The sequence below is a fragment of the Herbaspirillum sp. BH-1 genome, from assembly GCF_002870055.1.
Lineage (GTDB): Bacteria > Pseudomonadota > Gammaproteobacteria > Burkholderiales > Burkholderiaceae_D > Herbaspirillum > Herbaspirillum frisingense.
In genome coordinates this window covers 25,258-47,542 of sequence record NZ_PKOI01000026.1, presented here as the reverse complement: position 1 = coordinate 47,542, position 22,285 = coordinate 25,258, and the positions used below count along the sequence as shown (strand labels likewise).

The 22,285-nt window shown below is 63.1% G+C and carries 20 protein-coding genes; 15 read left to right on the top strand and 5 right to left on the bottom strand.

The annotated features are described in order from the left end of the window. Nucleotides 1-166: 166 nt before the first annotated feature. The 4 genes from HBH1_RS22880 to HBH1_RS22865 form a co-directional block, all read right to left on the bottom strand. A complete protein-coding gene (locus tag HBH1_RS22880; protein WP_102664511.1) occupies nt 167-955 on the bottom strand; it encodes an enoyl-CoA hydratase-related protein in 789 nt (262 codons plus the stop codon). Continuing rightward, the gene (locus tag HBH1_RS22875; RefSeq protein ID WP_102664510.1) at nt 952-2,487 is read right to left on the bottom strand and encodes a 3-hydroxyacyl-CoA dehydrogenase; all 1,536 of its coding nucleotides are present in this window, start codon (nt 2,485-2,487) and stop codon (nt 952-954) included. Before HBH1_RS22875 ends, HBH1_RS22880 begins: the two co-directional genes overlap by 4 nt. Nucleotides 2,488-2,515: 28 nt before the next feature. Continuing rightward, nucleotides 2,516-3,865: an MFS transporter gene (locus HBH1_RS22870; RefSeq protein WP_102664509.1), complete on the bottom strand. Its 1,350-nt coding sequence runs from the start codon at nt 3,863-3,865 to the stop codon at nt 2,516-2,518. 232 nt (nt 3,866-4,097) lie between these two features. After that, entirely contained in the window at nt 4,098-5,672 is a 1,575-nt protein-coding gene (locus tag HBH1_RS22865; protein WP_233207685.1) for a sigma 54-interacting transcriptional regulator, read from the bottom strand. 383 nt (nt 5,673-6,055) lie between these two features. Here HBH1_RS22865 and HBH1_RS22860 point away from each other — a divergent pair, with 383 nt between their 5' ends. The 12 genes from HBH1_RS22860 (at nt 6,056) to HBH1_RS22805 (ending at nt 17,771) form a co-directional block, all read left to right on the top strand. Next, a complete protein-coding gene (locus HBH1_RS22860; RefSeq protein ID WP_077237461.1) occupies nt 6,056-6,541 on the top strand; it encodes an OsmC family protein in 486 nt (161 codons plus the stop codon). A 44-nt stretch (nt 6,542-6,585) separates the two neighbouring features. Next, nucleotides 6,586-7,728, top strand: a complete 1,143-nt coding sequence (locus tag HBH1_RS22855; protein WP_102664508.1) for an acyl-CoA dehydrogenase family protein — start codon at nt 6,586-6,588, stop codon at nt 7,726-7,728. Further along, on the top strand, nt 7,725-9,080 hold the full coding sequence (locus HBH1_RS22850) for an FAD-dependent oxidoreductase (RefSeq protein WP_102664507.1): 1,356 nt from the start codon (nt 7,725-7,727) through the stop codon (nt 9,078-9,080). Before HBH1_RS22855 ends, HBH1_RS22850 begins: the two co-directional genes overlap by 4 nt. 55 nt (nt 9,081-9,135) lie before the next feature. Continuing rightward, complete coding sequence (locus HBH1_RS22845) at nt 9,136-10,539, top strand: CmpA/NrtA family ABC transporter substrate-binding protein (protein ID WP_077237319.1); 1,404 nt, start codon at nt 9,136-9,138, stop codon at nt 10,537-10,539. An 18-nt stretch (nt 10,540-10,557) separates the two neighbouring features. Continuing rightward, nucleotides 10,558-11,427: a nitrate ABC transporter permease gene (gene ntrB, locus HBH1_RS22840; RefSeq protein ID WP_102664506.1), complete on the top strand. Its 870-nt coding sequence runs from the start codon at nt 10,558-10,560 to the stop codon at nt 11,425-11,427. Then, nucleotides 11,417-12,346, top strand: a complete 930-nt coding sequence (locus tag HBH1_RS22835) for an ABC transporter ATP-binding protein (RefSeq protein ID WP_102664505.1) — start codon at nt 11,417-11,419, stop codon at nt 12,344-12,346. Before ntrB ends, HBH1_RS22835 begins: the two co-directional genes overlap by 11 nt. A 45-nt stretch (nt 12,347-12,391) precedes the next feature. Beyond that, complete coding sequence (gene cynS, locus HBH1_RS22830; RefSeq protein WP_006464967.1) at nt 12,392-12,841, top strand: cyanase; 450 nt, start codon at nt 12,392-12,394, stop codon at nt 12,839-12,841. Nucleotides 12,842-12,930: 89 nt separating this feature from the next. After that, on the top strand, nt 12,931-13,791 hold the full coding sequence (locus HBH1_RS22825) for an MBL fold metallo-hydrolase (protein ID WP_102664513.1): 861 nt from the start codon (nt 12,931-12,933) through the stop codon (nt 13,789-13,791). 10 nt (nt 13,792-13,801) lie between these two features. After that, nucleotides 13,802-14,224, top strand: coding sequence for a DUF302 domain-containing protein (locus HBH1_RS22820; RefSeq protein ID WP_102664504.1), 423 nt, complete (start codon nt 13,802-13,804; stop codon nt 14,222-14,224). 87 nt (nt 14,225-14,311) lie between these two features. Then, entirely contained in the window at nt 14,312-16,171 is a 1,860-nt protein-coding gene (locus tag HBH1_RS22815) for a methyl-accepting chemotaxis protein (protein ID WP_102664503.1), read from the top strand. A gap of 118 nt (nt 16,172-16,289) precedes the next feature. Next, nucleotides 16,290-16,613 carry a thioredoxin family protein gene (locus HBH1_RS22810; protein ID WP_102664502.1) on the top strand — a complete coding sequence of 108 codons (324 nt, stop codon included), beginning with the start codon at nt 16,290-16,292 and terminating at the stop codon, nt 16,611-16,613. Nucleotides 16,614-16,838: 225 nt separating this feature from the next. Continuing rightward, complete coding sequence (locus HBH1_RS22805) at nt 16,839-17,771, top strand: LysR family transcriptional regulator (protein ID WP_199181642.1); 933 nt, start codon at nt 16,839-16,841, stop codon at nt 17,769-17,771. Here HBH1_RS22805 and HBH1_RS22800 read toward each other — a convergent pair. Then, nucleotides 17,720-19,024, bottom strand: a complete 1,305-nt coding sequence (locus HBH1_RS22800) for an HD-GYP domain-containing protein (RefSeq protein WP_102664500.1) — start codon at nt 19,022-19,024, stop codon at nt 17,720-17,722. The two genes, HBH1_RS22805 and HBH1_RS22800, sit on opposite strands and share 52 nt — an antisense overlap. A 442-nt stretch (nt 19,025-19,466) precedes the next feature. On the opposite strand from HBH1_RS22800, the gene HBH1_RS25165 reads away from it, so the two are divergent. From HBH1_RS25165 to HBH1_RS22790, 3 genes are all read left to right on the top strand, one after another. Next, the gene (locus tag HBH1_RS25165) at nt 19,467-19,607 is read left to right on the top strand and encodes a hypothetical protein (RefSeq protein WP_158243321.1); all 141 of its coding nucleotides are present in this window, start codon (nt 19,467-19,469) and stop codon (nt 19,605-19,607) included. 99 nt (nt 19,608-19,706) lie between these two features. Beyond that, on the top strand, nt 19,707-20,771 hold the full coding sequence (locus tag HBH1_RS22795; protein WP_166758368.1) for a DUF1338 domain-containing protein: 1,065 nt from the start codon (nt 19,707-19,709) through the stop codon (nt 20,769-20,771). Beyond that, a complete protein-coding gene (locus HBH1_RS22790) occupies nt 20,761-22,167 on the top strand; it encodes an FAD-binding oxidoreductase (protein ID WP_102664498.1) in 1,407 nt (468 codons plus the stop codon). Before HBH1_RS22795 ends, HBH1_RS22790 begins: the two co-directional genes overlap by 11 nt. The last annotated feature ends 118 nt before the right edge of the window (nt 22,168-22,285 follow it).

The following is a 22,285-nucleotide window of genomic DNA, read 5'->3' as shown; positions in this document are numbered from 1 at the left end:
AGGGCTGGTTTTTCATCAAAAGCTTTCGGGAGCTTGGCGGCCGCCGGGGGGGCGGTGCACTGGGCGATAATTCGGCCGTTTATTGACGAATTATCCCCGAATTATCCGTTAGCTCAAACTTTTGACTGATACCCGTCCGTACTGCCTTTGCGCGCTGCCTGGCGGCTCAGCGCCCCTGATAGCGCGCTGCCCTCTTTTCCAGGAACGCCTGCATGCCCTCCTTCTGGTCCTGCGTGTCGAACAGCATCTGGAAGGCGCGCCGTTCCAGCGCCAGCGCACTGTCCAGCGCCATATCCTGACCCTGCTGCATGACCTCCCGGATCGCCCGCACCGCCAGCGGCGGCATGGCCGCAATGGTGCTTGCCAGCTCACGCGAGCGCGCCAGCGCCTGGCCGTCTTGGCAGACTTCCGAGACCATGCCCATGGCCAGGGCATCGCGTGCGCTGACCGCTTCGCCGGTCAATACCAGCTTCATGGCCTGGTACTTGCCGATGGTGCGCACCAGCCGTTGCGTGCCGCCGGCACCTGGCATGATGCCCACGCGGATTTCCGGCTGGCCCAGCCTGGCAGTCTCACCGGCGACGATGAGGTCGCAGCACAGCGCCAGCTCACAGCCGCCGCCCAGGGCATAGCCTTCCACTGCCGCAATCAGCACCTTGTCCACACGGCGCAGCACATTGAAGACGCGGTCGGTGGCTTGCAGGGTATGCGAGGTCGGCGTCATCGTCGCCATCTCGCCGATATCGGTCCCGGCGACGAAATAGCGGTCCGAGCCGGTGAGGATGATCACGCGTACCGCCGGGTCCGCCGCCGCTGCGTCGATCAGCTCGGCCAGGACCTGCTTGACCTCCAGATTGAGGGCATTGCGGCGTTCCGGCCGGTCGATGGTGATGACGGCCACCGCGTCGGAGATTTCGCAGCGGACGGGCGCCGTCCTGTCGGCAGCCTGGCTCATGCGCTGGCCCTCTCGGAAAAGAAGGCGCGATTCGTCAATGCCATGCGCGCCAGCAGCGGCGAGAGACGGTAGCGGTCCTCGCCATAGCTCAGCGACAGATGGCGGATCACGCGCGCCACATGGGCAATGCCGATGCGGTCGGCCCAGGCCAGCGGCCCACGCGGATAGTTCACGCCGTTGAGCATCGCCAGATCCACATCGGCGGCCGTGGCAATCGCCTGCTGCACGGCGTCGGCACCTTCGTTGGCCAGCATCGCCACGGTGCGCATGACCACCAGCCCCGGGCAGTCGTCCAGCACGACGACCGACTTGCCGATACCGGCGAAGAAGGCCTGGGCGACCGTGAGTGCATGGCGATCCGTCTGGTCGGCCGGCGCCAGCGCAATGCTGCGCGCCTGACGATAGTCCAGGGCCAGGTCGAAGACCACCTGCACGCCGTCCCGGGCAAAGCGCTCGCTGGCACTGCGGCCGTCGCTCAGGGCCAGGGTCACGCCATCGATGTGCAGCACACCCGCGCCGTCGGTCACGCGCACTGGCAGGCCGTGTTCGTGCGCCAGGTCGATGAGTGCGGCGGCGGGGCCCAGTTCGCCTTCGGCGATGACACTGCCTATGGTGTAGCCGGCAGGGGTGTCGGCGGCGGGCCTGACCGCGTCGCCTGTCTGCGCCTCCACGTCATAACGGTAGAAGCCGCGCCCGCTCTTGCGCCCCAGCCAGCCGGCGTCGACCAGCTCCTTCTGCAGCAACGAGGGTTTGTAGCGTGGGTCCTGGTAGAGCGCGTCGTAGACCGATTGGGTGACGGCGTAATTGACGTCGTGGCCGATCATGTCCATCAGTTCGAAGGCGCCCATGCGGAAGCCGCCCGTCTCGCGCAGCACGCGGTCCAGGGTGGCGGCATCGGCAGCACCCTCGGCCAGCAGGCGCAGTGCCTCGCCATAGTAGGGGCGGGCGATGCGATTGACGATGAATCCCGGCGTGGAGCGGCAATGCACCGGGACTTTTTTCCAGGCCAGGGCGGTCTCGAAGATGGTCTGCACCACTGCCTCGGCACTGGCCTTGCCGCTGACCACCTCGACCAGCGGCAGCAGCGGTGCCGGGTTGAAGAAGTGCATGCCCACCACCTGCTGTGGCCGCGCCAGTCCGGCGGCGATGGCGGTGATCGACAGGGAGGACGTATTGCTGGCGATGATGGCGTCCGGGCGCAGCAGTTGCTCCAGTTGCGACAGCACGGCGATCTTCACGTCCAGTCGTTCGACGATGGCCTCGATCACCAGTGCGGCGCCGGCCAGCTCCTGCAGGCTGCCGCCGCGCAGGCGGGCCAGGCAGGCATCGTGATGGGCCTGGTCTATCTTGCCCTTGGCCAGTAGCCGGGCATAGCGGCTGCGGATGCCATCGAGGCCACGTTCCAGTGCGCCCGCTGCGGCATCGTGCAAGACCACCGGATGACCGGCGTCGAGAGCCACCTGGGCGATGCCGCTGCCCATGGCGCCGGCGCCGATGATGCCGATGAGGGTGTCTGGTTTCAAGGCGTTCATGTGGGTATGCAAAGAGGTCATGGCGTGGTCAGGCTGCGGCGGTGCGGGGCTTGGGCTTGACGCCCAGCAGAAGGGTGAACGCACCCACCAGCATCCATGCGCCGAAGTAGTACTGGCCGGTGGCGAGGCTGCCGGTGGTGCTGGAGAGCCAGCCCACCAGCATCGGGCTGAACACGCTGCCGATACCGGCCAGGGTGCTGAGCAGGGCGATGCCGGCCGCCAGTGCGGTGCCGGAAAGGAATTGCGCCGGCAGGATCCAGAACGGTCCGGTCAGGCTGAAGGTGCCCGCGGTCACCAGGGTCAGCATCGCCAGCGACATGGGAATGCTGTTCTGCACCGAAGGCAGAGCGATCCAGCCGATGCCGGCGACGATGGCCGGGATGGCGACGTGCCAGCGGCGCTCGCCGGTGCGGTCGGAGTGACGGGCATTGAGATACTGGATGACGATGGCCGCAGCAAAGGGAATGGCCGAGAGCAGGCCCACCGTGGCGATGTCATGCACGCCCGCCTTGCGGATGATGGTGGGCAGCCAGAAGAACACGCCACCGGTGCCGACCAGCACGGCCACGCCCATGCCGGCCAGCCAGTACAGCTGAGGATTACGCAGCGCGTCGCCGAAGGAATGCCCGCCGCCCTTGGGCTTGGCGGCCTGGTCGGCCTGCATGTCGGCCGTCACCAGGGCGCGTTCTTCGGGAGTGAGCCAGCGGCAATGATCCGGCTTGTCATTCAGGTAGAAATAGGCCACCACGCCCAGCACGCAGGCTGGCAGGCCCTCGATGATGAACAGCCATTGCCAGCCGCGCATGCCCGCCACGCCCTCGAAGGCGTGCATCAGCCAGCCCGAGAGCGGGCCGCCGATCAGTCCGGCCAGCGGGATGGAGGCGGTGAACAGGGCCGTGAAGCGTGCACGGCGCGACAGCGGAACCCAATAGGTGAGATAGAGCAGCATGCCCGGAAACAGTCCTGCCTCGGCCGCGCCCAGCAGCAGGCGCATCAGGTAGAAATGCGTGGCGGTCTGCATGAACGCCAGGGCGGCACAGAACAGGCCCCACAGCACCATGATGCGCAGCAGGGTCTTGCGCGCGCCGATCTTTTGCAGCCACAGGTTGCTGGGGACTTCGAAGAGGATGTAGCCCACATAGAAGATGCCGGCGCCGATGCCATAGATGGCATCGGTGAAATTGAGATCGGCCAGGAAGTGCAGCTTGGCAAAGCCGACGTTGGAGCGGTCGATGAAGGAGACCACGTACACCAGCATCAGGAAGGGCATGATGCGCCACAGGATCTTGCGGTAGGTGGCATCGGCCAGCGTGGCGCGGTCCGGCGCCATGGACTGGTGGCCGGCCTGCCCCAGGGATGGGGAATCAGCGTTGCTCATCGGGTCTCCTCGTTCATTGTTCTTTATCGATGCTGTTGGATGCGCCGGCCTCCTGCCTCGTGTCTCATGTAAGGGGAGGGGAAGGGGGAACGGATCATTAAAATCATTAGGTCATACTTATGACCTTTGGCGAGAATACCGTGCCGATGCCTTGCTGTCAAATCCGGGATGGGGAGGTGGTCCGGTGCGGCGGCCTTGCATGCCCGGACCGCGATGCGCTCGGTCGCGCAGCTTATTCCAGCCCCAGCTTCTCCCAGCGGTAGGAAAACTGTCGTGGTGTGAGGCCCAGTAGTTGCGCGGCGCGCGACTTGTTGCCGGCGCTTTGCGTCAGCGCCGCCGTCAGTTGCGCTGCGGAGTGTGAGGCCACTGGGGCATACGGCCTGACCGCAACAGCAGTCGATGCCACGTCCTGGCCCCAGGAGGCACTGTCCATCGGCCGCATCGCCGTCTCCTGATGCTGTGGCGGCAATGGCTGCGCCATGCCAGAGCTTTTGCGCTTGTCCGGCAGGAAGCGCGCAATGTCGCGGGCATCGAGGATAGGGCGCTCAGCCAGCAGGATCGCGCGCTCGATGAGATTGGAGAGCTCGCGGATATTGCCAGGCCACTCCTGCTGCTGGAGCAGGTCCAGCGCATCCTGGGAGAGATTGACATTGCGCTGGTGCGCCTGGTTGATGTGATTGAGGAAATGCAGGACCAGCGCTGGAATATCCTCGCGCCGTTCGGCCAGCGAGGGAAGATGGATGGGGATCACATTAAGCCGGTAGTACAGATCCTGCCGGAATGCGCCGACCTCGACCTCATGCGCCAGGTCCCTGTTGGTGGCGGCGACCAGCCGCACATCGATGGCAATTTCCTTTTTGCCCCCCAGGCGCGTAATGGTGCCTTCCTGCAAGGTACGCAGCAGCTTGGTTTGCATTGCCAGCGGCATCTCACCGATCTCATCGAGAAAGATGCTGCCTGCATTGGCCTGCTCGAACCATCCAGCACGTGCAGTAGCTGCGCCGGTAAAGGCGCCGCGCTCATGCCCGAACAGTTCCGATTCGAACAGCGTGTCGGGGATGGCAGCGCAATTGATCTTGATGAAGGGCTTGTCGCGCCGCGGGCTGGCCAGGTGCAGTGCGCGTGCGAAGAGTTCCTTGCCGGTCCCGGATTCGCCCATCAGCAGGACACTGGCTGTAGCGTCGGAAACCCGCTCAAGCTCAGAAATTGCCTTCAGCAGCGAAGGGGCGGTACCGACGATCCCATAGCGGGTGGCCTCGGCTTGCAACGCCTTGGTCAGGATTTCATTGCGTTGTTCCAGCACCTTGGTCTTGGCCAGAAGACTCTGTTGCAGTTGCAGCAACTGGCCCGCCAGCGTACTGAGGATGCGCAGCACCGTGAGGTCGTCACTGAGCGTGCGCATCCGGCTGCGGATGCGGTGACAGGCCATCACGCCCACGGTCTGGCGGTCGATCTTGATCGGCATGGCGATGAAGGAAACCGGGCCGGAGGGAAGGTCCTCCCGCCGCACCGTACGCAGCAGGAAGCGCGGTTCCTGGTCAATATCCTGGACGATGGTCAACTGCCCGGTCGCCAGCACGCGCCCGGTCACGCCATCGCCAGGCTGGTACACCCCGCGTGCCATCTCCTGGCGCGTCATGCCATATGCGTAATGGATGCGCGCCGTCTCGCTACCCTCATCGCGCAGGACCACGCGGCCCCGGTTCAATCCCAGTAGTTCGGAGAGCAGATGCAGCATCTCGCGCAGGACCACTTCGGGAGAAAGGCTCTTGCCGACCAGGGACATTACCTGTTCAAACAACAGCATTTCCTGTTGGCGCCAAAACGACGGCGAGCTATCGGAATCGATGTCGATTTCGGGGTCAGGGGTCATGGAGCCGGTGGTGGTGAGCAAAAGAATGGACCGGTCAATTATCGCCATGAAGATTAACAATGTCTACAAATTGTAAACATTGTCGGACATTTGGTGGGTGGATAAAATTGTCACTGAAAATAGTTTTTATGATTTAAATCAATGACTTACAGTGATAAATCGTCTTGGCACAGCTTTTGCCATTAGGGAAGGGCCGGAGAAAGATCTTCTGGCTGGCACGGCGCCAAAAGCCGTTATTTCCCAAGGAGCGTTCCGTGACTACCGCCACCCCCCAGACCGTCCAGACCTATCTGCGTCCGATTGATCGCGACGGACTGATGAAATTCGCCGAACAGGGCCGTGACAACCCCGCGCGTCGCGGCACGAACAAGGTCCATACCGTTGTCGAGGGTCAGTACCGCACTCTCAGCTATGTCGGTGACCACGCCGCCGTGGTGGTGGATGAGCCGCTACATCTGTTCGGAGAAGACACCGCGCCAGCCCCGGGCGAGATCGTGCTGTCTGCGCTGGGCGGCTGCCTGGCGGTGGGCATCACCGCCGTGGCGACCTGGAAGCAGGTCAAGCTGTCGCGTCTGGAATTGTTCGTGGAGGGCGATATCGGCAACCCCGCTGCCTGGGGTGCCGGTGGCGCGCAGATGCAGCCTTCCGAGATGGGCTTCCAGGCAATCCGCGTCAAGGTGCTGGTGGAAGGCGATGCCAGCCGCGAAGAACTTGACGAGATCGTCAAACAGGCCAACTTCTACTCGCCAGTGGCCAACACCATGCGTAACCCCATCCCCTTCAGCATCGGCCTGGCCGACTGATTTCGTCGCGCCAGTCCCGCCATCAGCTTGTTGAGGAGAACGTCATGACCACCATAGATATCCGTAGTGCACAACTCGATCCGGCCCTTGGCGATGCCGCCGTGGTGGCCGCCGTGGCCGGTGTTGCGGTCGACCAGTTGGCGCCGTTGGCGACCAGGATCGACCATGAGGGCCACTATCCGCTGGAGGTCATGGCGTCGCTGGCGCGCGCGGGGGCCTTTGCCGGCCATTTGCGGCGCAACGGCGGGCGTTATGGGCTGGCGCTGGGCGCCATGCATGAAATCAGCAGGCAGTGTGGCTCGACCGGTTTCCTGACCTGGGCGCATGACGTCTGCGCGCTGTACCTTGAACAATCCGGCAACCCCGCCCTCGACGGCCAGTTGCTGGACGACCATGTGGCAGGGCGCAGCTTCGGAGGCACCGGCCTGTCCAATCCCATGAAGGCCTTCGCCGGGATCGAACGAATGTTGCTGCGCGCGCGCCGGGTAGCGGGCGGTTACCGGGTCAGCGGTGCCTTGCCCTGGGTCAGCCATATCGGGCCGGGTCAGTACTTCGGCGCGATTGCCTCGGTCTATCGCGATGACCAGTCGCATTCGCATGACATCATCTTTCTGGTTCGCTGTGACCAACAGGTGGTGCTGCGTCAATGTCCGGAGTTTTCCGGGATGGAAGGCACCAGTACCTGGGGTGTGCGTCTGGAGGATTACTTCGTCGGCGAAGACAATATGATCGCCGATCCGGCCCGGCCTTTTATCGAAAAGATCCGCGCTGCCTTCATCCTGCTGCAGATAGGAATGGCCACCGGGCTGATCCAGGGAGCGCTCGATTCCATGCGCGACGTGGAACCGCTGCTGGGGCATGTCAACCAGTTCCTGGACGACCGCCCGGATGAACTGGAAGCCGAATATCTCGAACTGGCTGGCCGCGTCGCCAGGCTTGTCGGCTCGCCCTTCGACGGCAGCAAGGATTATATGCTGGACGTGCTCGACGCCCGCGCCCAGGGGGCCGAGCTGGCGCTGCGAGCGACCCAGTCGGCATTGTTGCATCAGGGCGCGCGCGGCTACCTGATCAACTCGGCCCCGCAACGGCGCGTACGCGAGGCGCATTTTGCAGCCATCGTCACACCCGCCATCAAGCATCTGCGCTCGGAAATGGCGCGCCTGTCCCGCGAAGAGGTGCCGGCATGAGCCTCGCTGTCGTGAAGTGGCGCCAATACCTGTGCCGCGCCTGCGGCCTGATCTACGACGAACAGGAAGGCGATCCCGATAGCGGCCTGCCGCCGGGAACACGCTTTGAAGACATACCCGACGATTGGGTTTGCCCCCTGTGCGGTGTGGTCAAGGCGGACTTCGAGCCCTATGCACCGCAGTCGGAGGCGACGCCGCCGCCGTCGGGCGCAACGATGCAGGCTTCGACGCACCGCCGCGGTGTCGTCGTCGTCGGTGCCGGCATCGCTGGCTGGTCGGTGGTCGAGGCGCTTCGCAAGCTGGATGCCGATGTTCCCATCACCCTGGTGACTGCCTGCGCCGGGGACCGGTATCACAAACCGGAGTTGTCGATCGCGCTCAGCCGCAAGCTCGACCCCGCTGCCCTGGTACGCGAATCGGCAGCCGAATCGTCCCGACGTCTTCGGGTGCGTCTACTCAGCGGGACCTATGCCATCGGCATTGCTCCTGGCCTGCGACAACTGCGTACCACGCGCGGCACCCTGCGTTATAGCGACCTCGTGCTGGCTCAGGGAGCCAAGCCCTACCTGCCGGCCGAGGTGCCGCCTGCGTTGTGCTGGCGCGTCAACGATCTGGCAGGTTGGAGTGGCCTGCAAGCAGGTCTTGCAGGGGCTGCAAGGCGCGTGGCCATCATCGGCGCCGGCATGGTGGGGTGCGAGCTGGCCGAGGATTTTGCGCGCGCAGGGCATCAGGTCAGCTTGCTTGACGTAGCAGCGCTGCCACTGGCGCAACTGCTGCCGCCGCAAGCCGCTGAGCGCATGCGTGCCAGTTTCCAGTCCCAGGGCATTGCCTTCTACGGGCAGACCCGGATCAGCCACATCGCTGGCAGCGCGCTAGGCATCAAGGAAATCCGCGGTGCCGACGGCCTTAGCCTCAGTTGCGACCAGATCGTGGTCGCCACCGGCCTGCATACCGAGAGCCGCCTGGCCCGCGGTGCGGGGCTGGCGTTCGAGCGAGGTATTACGGTCGATGCGGCTACCTTGCGCACCAGCGCCGAGCACATCTATGCGCTGGGCGATTGCATCAGCATCGCCGGCACACCCTGTCGCTTCATCGAACCATTGGCGCGTCAGGCAGCCGTGATCGCTGCCCAGTTGCTCGGCCTGGCCGGGCCGCAATACGAGCACCGGCCGCCGGTCGTCCGCCTCAAGACCAAATCGCTTTCGGTGGTACTGCATGGTCAGCCCTGCGCCAATGGCCAATGGCTGGTTCTGGAGGACAGCCCGGAGGTCCTCCGAATGCATCAGCTCTACCAGGACAAGATCGTTGCCGCGCTGGACATGAGTGTCCCGCGACAACGCCTGGCCGCCTGATATCGCCGTTTCTCTGCTGATATTTCACCCATCCACTCCCAACCAGGGGCCTTGCATGACCGATAAAAATCTCTATCGTCCGTATTCCCTCGACACCTCGTTGGCGGCCTGTTCATGCGGCCAGCATGCCTCCGAGGAGGAGCATGCGAACCAGGCCGCAGCGGCCAGCGCGACCCGGTTGGCCCGCGCTGGAGACGTCGAGGCGCTGTCATGTGACTTCGTCGAAGCGGCCGCCGTGCGTGCGCTGTTTCCTCACGATGCCACGCGCCGCAACCTGATCAAGGCGATCGGTTCCCATGCACTGATGGCTGCAGTGGCGTCAGTGCTGCCGTTGGGCAGCCTGCAGGCGCAAGCGCTGGAAAAACAGGGCAGTCTGGAAAAGAAGAGCCTCAGGATCGGCTTCATTCCCATCAATTGCGCGACGCCACTGATCATGGCCGACCCGATGGGCATGTACCGGGAGCAGGGCCTGGATGTGACCCTCAGCAAGACCGCAGGCTGGGCGCTGGTACGCGACCAGATGATCAATGGCGAACTGGATGCCTCGCATTTCCTGGCGCCCATGCCGCTGGCAATCTCCGCCGGCCTTGGCGCGGCCGCGCAACCGATGCGGGTAGCCATGATCCAGAACATCAATGGTCAGGCCATCACGCTGGCACTGCGGCACAAGGACAACCGTGATCCGCGTCGTTGGAAGGGATTCAAGTTCGCCATTCCCTTCGAGTATTCGATGCACAACTTCCTGTTGCGCTATTACCTTGCCGAGCATGGCATCGATCCCGACCGCGATGTGCAACTGCGGGTGACGCCACCGGCGGAAATGATCGCCAACTTGCGCGCCGGCAATATCGACGGCTTTCTCGGTCCCGATCCCTTCAACCAGCGTGCGGTATACGACCAGATCGGTTTCATCCATCTGCTGACCAAGGATATCTGGAACGGCCATCCCTGCTGTGCCTTTGGCACCACGCAGGCCTTCATCGACCGCAACCCCAATACCTTCGCGGCGCTCTACCGGGCCATTCTCAACGCCAGCGCCATGGCGCACAAGGCCGAGAACCGGGCGGCCATCGCGCGGGCCATTTGCACCCCGGGCTATCTGAATCAGCCCGAGACAGTGGTACTGCAAGCCCTCAGCGGTCGTTATGCCGATGGTCTGGGTAATGTGCGCAACGAACCGGATCGCGCGGATTTCGACGCCATGCCCTGGTACTCGATGGCGACCTGGATGCTGACCCAGATGAAACGCTGGGGCTACATCAAGGGAGATATGAACTACCAGGCGCTGGCGGAAAAGGTGTTCCTGCTCACTGACGCGCGTCGCCAGATGACAGCGCTGGGCATGCAGGTGCCGGCGGCAGCCAGCAATGGCTACCGTTCGTTCAGCATCATGGGCAAGACCTTTGATCCGACCAATCCGCAGGGCTACCTGAACAGCTTCGCCATCAAGCGAACCTGACCGCAGCGAGGAAAGAACATGAACCATCAACTCAAACTGCGTGCAGCCTTGTTGTCGGTGTTGCTGCTGTTGCTTCTGCTGGGTATCTGGCAACTGGCAACGATGCCGCGTGCCTCGGCCCCCACCGCTGTCAGCGCCAAGGATGCCGAATACGCAGCCCTCATGGGGCAGGCCCCGTCTGCCGCCGGAGAGACGCCGGCGAAGGTCGACGGCTTTCCTACGCCCGGGCAGTTCCTGCATATCGCGGCACGGCACCTGAGCGATCCTTTCTACGATCATGGCCCCAACGACAAGGGCATCGGCATCCAGTTGGCGCATTCCCTGCTGCGCGTGGCACTCGGGTATCTGCTGGCCATGGTGGTCGCCATTCCGCTGGGCTTTGCTATCGGCATGTCCCCACTTCTATATCGAGCCATCGACCCTTTCATCCAGGTGCTAAAGCCCATCTCTCCGCTGGCCTGGATGCCCATTGCGCTCTACACCATCAAGGATTCTTCGGTCTCGGGCATCTTCGTCATCTTCATCTGCTCGGTATGGCCGATGCTCATCAATACCGCCTTCGGCGTAGCCGGTGTACGCCGTGACTGGCTCAACGTGGCACGTACCCTGGAAGTCTCACCGCTACGCAAGGCCTTTTTGGTGATCCTGCCGGCTGCCGCTCCCACCATCATCACCGGCATGCGCATCTCCATGGGGATCGCCTGGCTGGTCATCGTTGCCGCCGAGATGCTCATCGGCGGCAACGGGGTCGGCTATTTCCTGTGGAACGAATGGAACAACCTCTCGCTGTCGAACGTGATCTTTGCCGTCCTCGTCATTGGCGTCGTCGGCATGCTGCTCGACATCCTCTTCGCCGCCCTGCAAAAGAAGGTGACCTATGCTGAATGATCGCACCCGGGATACTTCCCGGTCCCCCGCCGGCCGACCCTTCGTCCAGGTCGACGGCCTTTCCAAGCAGTACCGGCCCGACCTGCCGCCGGTATTCAATCAGGTACAGTTCGGCATCGAGCGTGGCGAGTTCATCTGCATCATCGGCCACTCCGGATGCGGCAAGAGCACCATCCTGAATGTGTTGGCCGGGCTGGAGGCGGCCACCACCGGCACCGTCATCATGGACAACCGCGAGGTGGCCGGACCTGGCCTGGATAGGGGCGTCGTGTTCCAGAGCCACGCCCTGTTGCCCTGGCTGAGCGTGGAAGAGAACATCGCCTTCGCAGTGCGTTCGCGCTACGCCGACTGGAGCCGCGACAAGGTGGCGGCCCACGCTGCGCGTTTCATCGAGATGGTCGGCCTGTCGGCCGCAGCCAAAAAGAAGCCTGCCGAGCTTTCCGGCGGCATGAAGCAGCGCGTCGGCATCGCCCGTGCCTTCGCCATCGAGCCCAAGATGCTGCTCATGGATGAGCCCTTTGGCGCGCTTGACGCCCTCACGCGCGGCGTCATCCAGGACGAGTTGCTCAACATCTGCGAGGCGACGCAACAGACCGTCTTCATGATCACCCACGACGTGGACGAAGCCATCCTGCTGGCCGATCGCATCTTCCTGATGAGTAACGGCCCCAGGGCGCGCATCGCCGAGATCGTGATCAACACACTCTCGCCGCAGCGCACCCGGGCCACCATTCATCGTGATCCCCAGTTCTACCGGATACGCAACCACCTCGTCGATTTCCTGGTGCACCGATCCAGGACATTCCAGATGTCGGGCGAGGTGGCCGAGCTGGCCGTCACGCGCATCGTACGGCCCGGCCTGGAGTCCGACGCCGTGCCTGACATCTCCTCTGTGCTGGATATACGCGCTTCGGCGTGAGTCCGCGCACCGCTTTTTTTCAACCCGTCAATTCGGAGCTATCAAATGATTTCCAGTCGTGAAGAAGTAACCAAGATGATCCTTTCTGCCAAGGTAATGAAGGGCATCAAGTGGAGTCAGGTCACCGCGGCTACCGGCCTTTCCAAGGAATGGAGCACGGCGGCCTGCCTGGGCCAGATGACCCTCGACAAGAGCCAGGCGGAAGCCGTCGGCCGGCTCTTCGACCTGAGTGACGAAGCCGTCGCGTGGTTGCAGATCGTTCCGTACAAGGGCTCCCTGCCTACGGCCGTGCCGACCGATCCGCTCATCTATCGCTGGTACGAGATGGTCAATGTCTATGGCACCACCATCAAGGAGCTGATCCACGAGGAGTTTGGCGACGGCATCATGAGTGCCATCGATTTCAAGATGGATATCCAGCGCCAGGCCGATCCGAATGGCGATCGCGTCAATGTACTGCTTTCCGGGAAGTACTTGCCGTACAAGACCTATTGAAATTGAAGGGCCGGGGCCGGTAAAGGACATGACCGCGCTGACGACGCGGCGTGTATTTGCTTGAGGACCTGGCGTTCAGGGCCAATGAGATGACACCACGGATAGAACCTTTCTTCGATGCCACCACCGGGACCTTCAGCTATGTCGTCCACGAAGAGGGTGGCGTAGCATGCGCCATCATCGATTCAGTGCTCGGCTACGATCAACGCTCCGGCCGCACCTCTGCTGCCGGCGCCGATCAGATCGCCGACTACGTCAGGCAAGGCGGCTTGCAGGTGCAATGGCATCTGGAGACCCATGTGCATGCTGATCACATCTCTGCTGCCGCCTACCTGCGGCAGTCCCTGGGCGGGAAGATTGCCATGAGTGCTCGCATCGCCGATGTCAGGCAGACGTTTTCGCACGCCTTCGATCTGGCGCCGGCATCCTTGCAGGCGACGGACTTCGATCACCTCTTCGAGGATGGGGAGCGGTTTCTGATCGGACGGCTGAACGCCGAGGTCATATCGGTGCCCGGCCATACGTCAGCCGACCTGGCCTACCGCATTGGCGAGCAGGCCGTTTTCGTGGGCGATACGCTGTTCATGCCCGACATCGGTTCGGCGCGGTGTGATTTCCCTGGAGGAGACGCGCAGCTACTGTATCGCTCGGTGCGCAAGCTGCTGGCACTGCCACCGCAGACTGTGCTTTATATGTGCCATGACTATCCGCCTGATGGGCGTGCGCCGGTCTGGCATACCACCGTGCAGGAGCAGCGCGAACGCAATATTCACCTGCGTGATGGTGTCGAACTGGCCGACTTTGTGCGCATGCGAACCCGGCGCGATGCCACGTTGTCCCTCCCGCAACTGATCATCCCCGCGCTGCAGGTCAATATGCATGCCGGCGAGCTACCGGCTGCAGGCGACAACGGCATCCGTTACCTGAAGATTCCGCTTAACACTTTCTGAACTGCTACTTATGAATGCCCGATTCGAGGGGGTGTGCTACGCCCCGGCCAACGTATTGTCGATCCGCAGCCGGCTGGATTTCAAGAAAACCCATGGCCTGCTGATCTCATTGCTGCGTGATCGCGGCCTCACGCTCTTTGCTGATATCGACCAGCAAGCCGCTGCTGCGCACAAGGGCCTGTCCTTGCGTCCCACCCGCGTACTGTTGTTCGGCAATCCAGCGCTGGGAACACCCATCATGCTCAGTAACCCGCGTGCTGCATTGGAATTGCCATTGAAAGTGGTGATCTGGGAAACCGCCGATGGTCGCACCTACCTTGATTATGCCGATCCCAGTGAGGCATTGCGAGCCGACTACGAAATCGGCGATGCCCTGCTGGCGCCTCTGATGGCGGTGCGCAAGTTGCTGTGCGCATTTTCCGATATTCAGTAAGTGGTAACCGGGGCGATCACACAGACCGGGCGGCTGGCCGATCGATGACCACATGCGACGGTCCCGCCCTTTCACGCAAAGGTAGAGATGAGATTAAGATTCCAGACCCAATTGATGCTGGTGGTGCTTTCGGTGGCGCTGGCCTCCACCCTTGTAATCGGAGCGGTTGCAGCTTTCCAGGTCGACTCGGCCGAGAGTGGCAAGGCATTGCAAGGGGCGGGCCAGCAACAGGAAATGCTGGTGGAAGCGGCGCGCAGCGCGATGGCGCAGATTGCCTCTGATGCCCGCTTTGTGGTGATGACCCCGCCTTTCCAGGGCGCACTCAGGGCATTGGCCAACGAGGGCATCGATCCCGCCGATCAGAGCACCCAGGCCCAGTGGGCGGCGCGCGGTGAGACCAATCTGCGTGGGTTGATGCGGGTGCGCCCGGCTTACGACAGCGCCATCTTCATGGCTTCCGACGGACGCGTGCTTTTCGCCGCCGCCCGTGATGCCGGGACCAAGGTGGCTGCTCCCTCGACACCGGCGATACGACAACAGTTCCTCAGTGCCGATGACGTGCGCTTCTATGGTCGACTACAAGATGGACAGGTCGATGCGGCAGTACCGGTCATCAGAGACGGCAAGCATCTGGGTACGTTGGTGCTGAGTATGAAGTCGTCGGTGATCCTGCGCCCCACCACGGATGTGAGCGCAGCGCTCTATGATGGCGCAGGTGCCGCAGTGGCCCGCATGGGCGCCACTACCGCAAACGTGCAGCATCCTGCCGGTGGTGCTGCTTCCTATCTGCATGTGGGCGCCGATCTGGGGCGCTTCCAGGCCGCCAGCCGTTTTGATCACACAGGACCCGCCGGCAAGGGATGGTGGCTGGTGTCGGATCTGCCGCATCCGCCTCCTTCGCAGGCCTTGAACGAGTTGCTGCTATGGCTGATCTGCAGCACCGTGGTCATCGTCGTACTGGCATTTGCCGTCACCCGTATCGTCATGGGGCGGTTGGTGCAACGCTTCCTGGGGGCCGAACCCGAAGCCTTGGCGGCAATCGCAGAAGCCGTCGCCAATGGTGACCTGAGCCAGGCAGGGCAGGTCGGGAAGATTACCAGCGGAAGCGTTCTGTTCTCGCTGTTTGCCATGCGGGGCCAACTGGCGACCATCGTGCAGCGGTTGCGTGGCATGGCCAACGACATTGACCATGTTTCGCAAGAGATTGCCAATGGCAATGACGAACTGTCGCGTCGTACTGAGCTCACCGCCGAGCGGCTGCAACAGACTGCCGCAGCCATGGAGCAGGTGACCGTCGCAGTGAGTCAAAGTACCCAGGCTGCATCGCGGGCGCACTCGCTGGTGTCCGCTGCCAGTGGCGTGGCGCAGCAAGGCGGTACCGTGGTGGGGGAAGTGGTTCATACCATGGACGCCATCAATCAGAGTTCCAAGCAGATCGCAGAGATCATTGGACTCATTGACGGTATTGCTTTCCAGACCAATATCCTCGCACTCAACGCCGCAGTGGAGGCAGCGCGGGCCGGTGAGCAGGGGCGCGGGTTTGCAGTGGTGGCGTCCGAAGTGCGTTCGCTGGCACGTCGTTCCGCCGATGCTGCCAAGGAGATCAAGGTACTCATCGTCAATTCGGTCGACATGATCGAAAACGGAGCCCGGCTGGCGCAGAACGCCGGATCGACCATGACCGAGATCGTGGCCGAGGTACGGCGCGTGAGCGAGATCACCGAAGAAATCCTGCGTTCCTCGCGCGAGCAGGACATGGCCATTGCCGATATCAGCCAGGCGGTCCAGGAGATCGACCACTCGACCCAGCAGAACGTGGCCCTGGTGGAAGAGTCCTCAGCCACATCCATCTCCCTCAAGCAACAGTCGCAGCAGCTGGCCGGCGCGGTGGCGGGTTTCGTGCTGGAGGCCAACGCCGAGCTGCGGAGTTTGCCATTGATCGGATAGACAGGTCAGGGGACGTGGGTAGTCCCTTTCAGGAAGGTAGATTGCCATCGTGGCAATCTACTTTCCTCTTTTTCATCTGTATCGGCCCTTAGTGCCATCACTGCGTAGGAGTCATTCCATGAGCGCCAGGCATACGACGGTAGAACACTTCGAGCGGGATGTACTGCATAGCGGCAGACCGGTCCTGGTCGGCTTCTGGGCGCCGTGGTGTGCGCCATGTCGCAGCATTGCGCCGAATCTGGACGCCATTGCGGGGGAGCATCAGGGAAAACTGGTGGTCTACAAGGTCAACGTCGATCAATGCCCTGCTCTCGCACAACGTTATGGCGTCACGGCGATTCCTGAGTTGAAGGTGTTCGTCGAAGGCAACGTGGTCAAGTCCTTCGGCGGCGCCATGTCAAAACGCTCGCTGGAGGTACAACTGGCGTCCTGGCTCTGGTAGGACGCTGCGCCCAGGTTGACGCTGCCACTTCAGGCGGGCATCCATTACCTGAAAATACCTGTCTTGCCAAACTGGAAATTAAACCATTTCTTGCGCCCAGCTTCCAAGTTGTATGACTTCCGGGAGCGGCTATAGTCGATCCCGACGATAGACCATCGGCCGGCAGTGGCCGGAGGGGCCGGAGTGTCCGGCCCCGGAACCGACATACGACAACGACAGCGCAAGATGAAAAACAACGCGATGGATTACCTGCCGCGCATGGTGATCTTTTCCCGGGTAGTGGAGCTGGGCGCCTTTTCCAAGGCGGCCCGGGAGTTGGGGCTGACCTCGTCTTCGGTGAGCCAGCACATCAGTGCGCTGGAAGCCATCCTCGGTACCACCCTGCTGCATCGGACCACCCGCAAGCTCAGCCTGACCGAGGCGGGGCAAGCCTTCTACGCCAATTGCGCGCGCATCGTGGCCCTGGCGGACGAGGCCAGGCTCAATACCGAGAGCCTGCACAATGAACTGGTCGGGGAGTTGCGTATCGCTGCTTCCAGCTTCATGGCTTCCGAGTACCTGGTGCCGGCCCTGGAGAATTTCATCCACGAGCATCCCCGGCTGCGCATCCACATCGACGTCAATGACCATAACGTCGATCTCATGGACAAGAGCGTGGATCTGGCGTTGCGCGTAGGCAAGGCGCCCGGCGCCGAGGATGTCTACCTCACGCAGCTGGAGGCGGTCCTGTGCGCCGCACCTTCCTATCTCCAGGCGCGCGCACCGATCAGGACGCCCGAAGACCTGATGCACCAGCAATTCCTCTTCTTCACGCCGCATGGCACCAGCGTGGAAGTCGCCCTGCGCGATCGCGGTGGGCAGTGCATGCAGATGCGCCTGACACCGCACATTACGGCCAATCATGCGCGCTCGCTGCGACGTCTGGCCTTGCAAGGCCATGGCGTGGCGCGCCTGCTGCGCAGCAAGGTGCAGGAGGATCTGGATGCCGGGCGGCTGGTGGTGGTGCTGCCGGATTGGTCACTGGAAAGTTACAGTGCCTTCCTCACCACCAAGCACCGGGCGCCTGTCCCGCAGAAGATCCTCGCCTGCATCGAGCAGATCCGCGCCTATTTCAGGCGGCGCCATCCGGTCGATGCCGGCAAGTCCCGCCCTGGCTGACCTGCCGCCGCGTCATTGGTCGCCTGTGTGGACGCTGCGGCGTCCGATACCGCCAGCATGGCCTGGAGTGAACCGATGGCCAGGCCGTGGCTCCTGAGCCAGTCCTGGCCGCTGCGTTCGACGATGGTATCGGTCTGGCCAGCGGCAGACAGATCGATGATCTCGTGTTCCAGCACTTCCATCGTGCTGGTGGTGCTGAAGGCCTTGACCACCGGGCGTGTCAGGTCTCGGCGATTCTGGCGGATCACCAGCCCCGTGCGCCCCGATTGCAGGGTGACGATGGAGCCCAGCGGGTAGATGCCCAGCGTCTTGACGAAGGCCAGGAAGATGGTGCGGTCGAAATGTCCCTGCCACGAGGCCATGCGCGAGAGCGATTCGGCCGGGTCCCAGGCGCTCTTGTAGGGACGATGCGAGGTGACCGCATCATACACATCGCAGACCGCGGCCATACGTGCATACAGGCTGATCTGCGGGCCCTGACGACGATCAGGATAGCCGGAGCCATCGATCTTCTCGTGGTGATGCAGGCAGACATCGAGCACGTCATCCGGTATGCCCACCAGACCGCTCAGGTAGGCGTGGCCCAGCGCCGGGTGACGCTGGATGGTCTTGTATTCCTGGTCGTTCAGGCGATCGGGTTTGTTGAGCAGTTCGAGCGGAATGAAGGCCTTGCCGATGTCGTGCAGGTAGCCCGCCAGGCCGGCCTGGCGGCAGGCCGTGTCGTCCAGGCCCAGCGTGCGTGCCAGGGCCACCATCATGGTGCAGACCGCGATCGAGTGCAGGTAGGTGTACTCGTCAGCGCGTTTCAGACGGATGATGCCCAGCAGGGCATCGCCGTGGTGGGCCACCGAGACGGCGATCTGTTCCACCAGTTCCTTGCATTTCTGCACGTCGAGTGACTTGCCCAGGCGCGCCTGGTTGAAGACCTCCTGCGTGATCTGCCTTGCCTTTTCGTAGAGCTGCAGGGCATCGGCCAGGTCCGGATCGACACTGACTTCCTCGGGCGGGGCTGCGCTGGGGGGTGTCTGCGCGCAAGGCTCCTGCGGGGTGGGTTCGGGCGGCGGCTGGCAGCCTTTCTCGGTGTCGATCCAGCAATACTCCTGCCCGGTCTGCTGCGCCAGATGCACTTCGCCAGCAGTGCGGATCAGGAAACTGGCGCGCCAGAAGGGGGAGGTGATCCATGCACCGTCAAAACCTGAGAAATACATTCCGGGGCTGAGCTGCTTGACATGGATTTTCTTCAGGTGGGTCATCGATTGGCTGCGGGTGATGAAAAGCGGTGGGGCGGTAAGGGGCCGGAAGGCCGGGTAAGCCGGGCAAGCCGGGCTGCCGGAACCTCTGCAGGCGGCGACCGGACGATTGCTTGCGGGTCGGCAAGTGAGCCGTGCGAGGCGCCAATGTATTACATCCCGGGAAAATTGATTAGAGGTCCATGACTAAACAGTGTGCTCACTGATTTGGCCCAATCCCTGCAGACTCCTGCCAGAGCCGCACTGCGCCGCAATTGTTAAGCTGTGTTAATGAGTTCCTTCGCAAAACGACGGCTAATCAAATTGCGCCGCTTGTAATACATTAGGCCTGCCGTTCCCGTCGGTGCCGTGTCGGGGGGCACGGCGGGCGCAAGCCCGCGCCGGCGCCGTGCAGTCATGGAGGGGGTTTCCGGCTGCATGCAGAGCAGGTCAAAGGAAAGGAACGATGCCGACAATCGCAGGATGCACCGTGACTTTGACTTGCGGGACGGTCGTCAATGGACAGGTCAGGCATCTGCTCGGCATCGTGATCGACATTGGCATGTTTTTTCCATCACTGCCCGGCTGCAATAAGCCGTTTGCATGAGAAAAAAGCGGGCATACCTCAGAAATTATCGTTTTATTCCTCCCCTGCGCTGCCGTTACCATGAGGCTATCTCATTGTCCCATGGTCAAAGGCAAGCAAATGACGACTTCCGCGCAAGACAGCAACCTCTACCAACTCCTGCTTTCCCATTACGGCGACCAAGCCATTGTCGAGCGCCAGTTCGTGCGGCTGGAGGTCCCGGTATCCACCCTCAAGCCAGCCGGGCAGGAGGTGTCGCGCCTGGAGCTGGCGCAGGCGCTGAACATGCTGCTCTTCGAACAACTGCTGCAGCAGGTCGCCAGCGGCCGCGACTATGTGGACGACGCCGAGCGCGACGGTGTGAAGATCTGTTTCGACCACGGTGCCGTGCGTACCGTACGGCGTGGTCGCGACAGCGGCTTCCCCGATGGCGAGACCCTGTTCACCAAGGTCTTGCTGCCGCTGGGATACCAGCAGAGCGGTACCTATCCGCTGGCCCGCATCAAGATGACCGGCCGTGTCTATACCCACGCCGATGACGCCGAGAACATCGCCCAGTTCTTTGTCAGCGAACTGCATCCCGAGCAGTTCTCGCCGCAGTTCCAGCAGACCGTAGAGGCAGTGCTGGCCAGCTCGCGCAACCCGCTCTCCGATGAGGTACTGGCGCTGCTGGCGCAGCTGGAAGCGCAGGGCAAGCTGGCCCTGGACCAGGCCAAGCGCCTGCTTCCCGCCATGCTGGCCTGCTTCGCCCGTCACCATGACCTGCCCACCGTGGCGCAATACGAGACCCTCAAGGCCGAGTCCGCCGAGATGGCCTGGATCTCCACCGAAGGCAATGCCTTCAACCACGCCACCGACCGCGTGGGCGACGTGGTCGCCACGGCCGAGCGCCAGCGCCAGCTGGGACGGCCGATCAAGGATCAGGTCGAGGTCTCGCGCAATGGCCGCGTGCGCCAGACCGCCTTCCGCGCCGTCAAGGTCGATTACCAGATGCAAGGCGACGATGGCCAGCCGGTTGCCATGACGGTGCCCGGTTCCTTCTACGAATTCATCTCGCGCGATCACTACCTGGACGAGGCCGGCCAGCGCAAGCTGGACCTGAGCTTCGACAGCGGCAATGCGCAGGGCATCTTCAAGATGACCGCAGCGGTACCGGCCGGCGACGAGGCAGGCAGTGTCTGCTGAACGGGCGTTGCAGCAGCTGCAGTCGCTGCTGGGCAGCAGCGGCCTGATCACTGCCGCCGCCGAGCGTACGCCCTATGAACATGGCCCGCGCTATGGGGCCGGCCAGGCGCTGTGCGTGGCGCGTCCCGCCGATGTGGCCCAGGCCGCCGAACTGATGCGCCTGTGTGCCGCCGAGGGTGTGCGGTTGATACCGCAGGGTGCCAATACCGGGCTGGTCGGCGCGGCTTCCCCGGATGATTCCGGCCTGCAGGTGATCCTCAGCATGGAACGCATCCGCGGCGTGATCGATATCGATCCCGTCGATGGCGTGATCCAGGCCTGGGCCGGTACCCGGCTGTCGGACCTGAACCAGGCGCTGGCGCCGCATGGGCTGTGCTTTCCCATCGATCTCGGCGCGGACCCGTCGGTGGGCGGCATGCTGGCTGCCAATACCGGTGGCGCGCGTCTGATCCGCTACGGCGATGTGCGCCACAACACGCTGGGCCTGCAGGCCCTGCTGATGCAGCCGCCCGGCGAACTGCTGGAAATGGGCAATCGCCTGCACAAGAACAATACCGGGCCCGACTGGAAGCAACTCTTCATCGGTACCGCCGGCAGCTACGGCATCGTCACCCAGGCGGTGTTGCGCGCCCATCCGCTGCCGCGCCAGCGTGCCACGGCACTGGTGGTGCCTGCGTCGCTGGAGGCCGGTCTGCGGCTGCTGCAGGACGCCCAGGCGCAGTTCGCCGATTTCCTGACTGCCTTCGAAGGCATCTCGCGCAATGCGCTGGCCTCGGTGTTGCGCCATCTGCCGCAGGTTGCCGCACCTTTCGATCCCTTGCCGGACTACGCCCTGCTGGTGGAGGTCAGTTCCTCGGCTGAAGCAGGCGAGCACTTCGATCTGGACAAGCTCTTCATGGCCTGGCTGGAGCGCCATTTCGACGACGCCATCGTCGATGCCGTGGTGGACAAGCCCGACACCCTCTGGCGCCTGCGCCACGCCATCAGTGACAGCGTCAAGCAGGAGGGCAAGATCGTGGCCTTCGATATCTCGGTCTCGCGCTCGCGCCTGCCGGCCTTCCGTGCCGAGGCGCTGGCGCTGGTGGAGCGGGATTTCGCGGGCGCCGACGTGTATGACTTCGGTCACTGGGGTGACGGTGGCGTGCACTTCAACCTGGCCATCGCGCCCGCCGCACAGCCGCAATTCCCGGCCGAGCGCATCGAGGCCCTGCGCACCGCCCTGTATGACCTGGTGGTGCAGCGCTATCAGGGCAGCTTCAGTGCGGAGCATGGCATCGGGCCATTCAACCAGCACTACTACCAGCGCTACACCCAGCCCGCGCAACGCGCGCTGGCGGCGCGGGTACAGCCGGTGTTCGATCCGCACTGCCTGCTGGGCAATACGCGCTTTGCATGAGTCCGTCCCGCCCGGCGGCACTGCAGCCAGCGCTGCCACCACCGGCATGAGCGGGGCCGGTCACGCTGGAGGGGAGGGGGCGGCTTTTGCTATAGTGCGGGGTCATTTACCCAGCGGA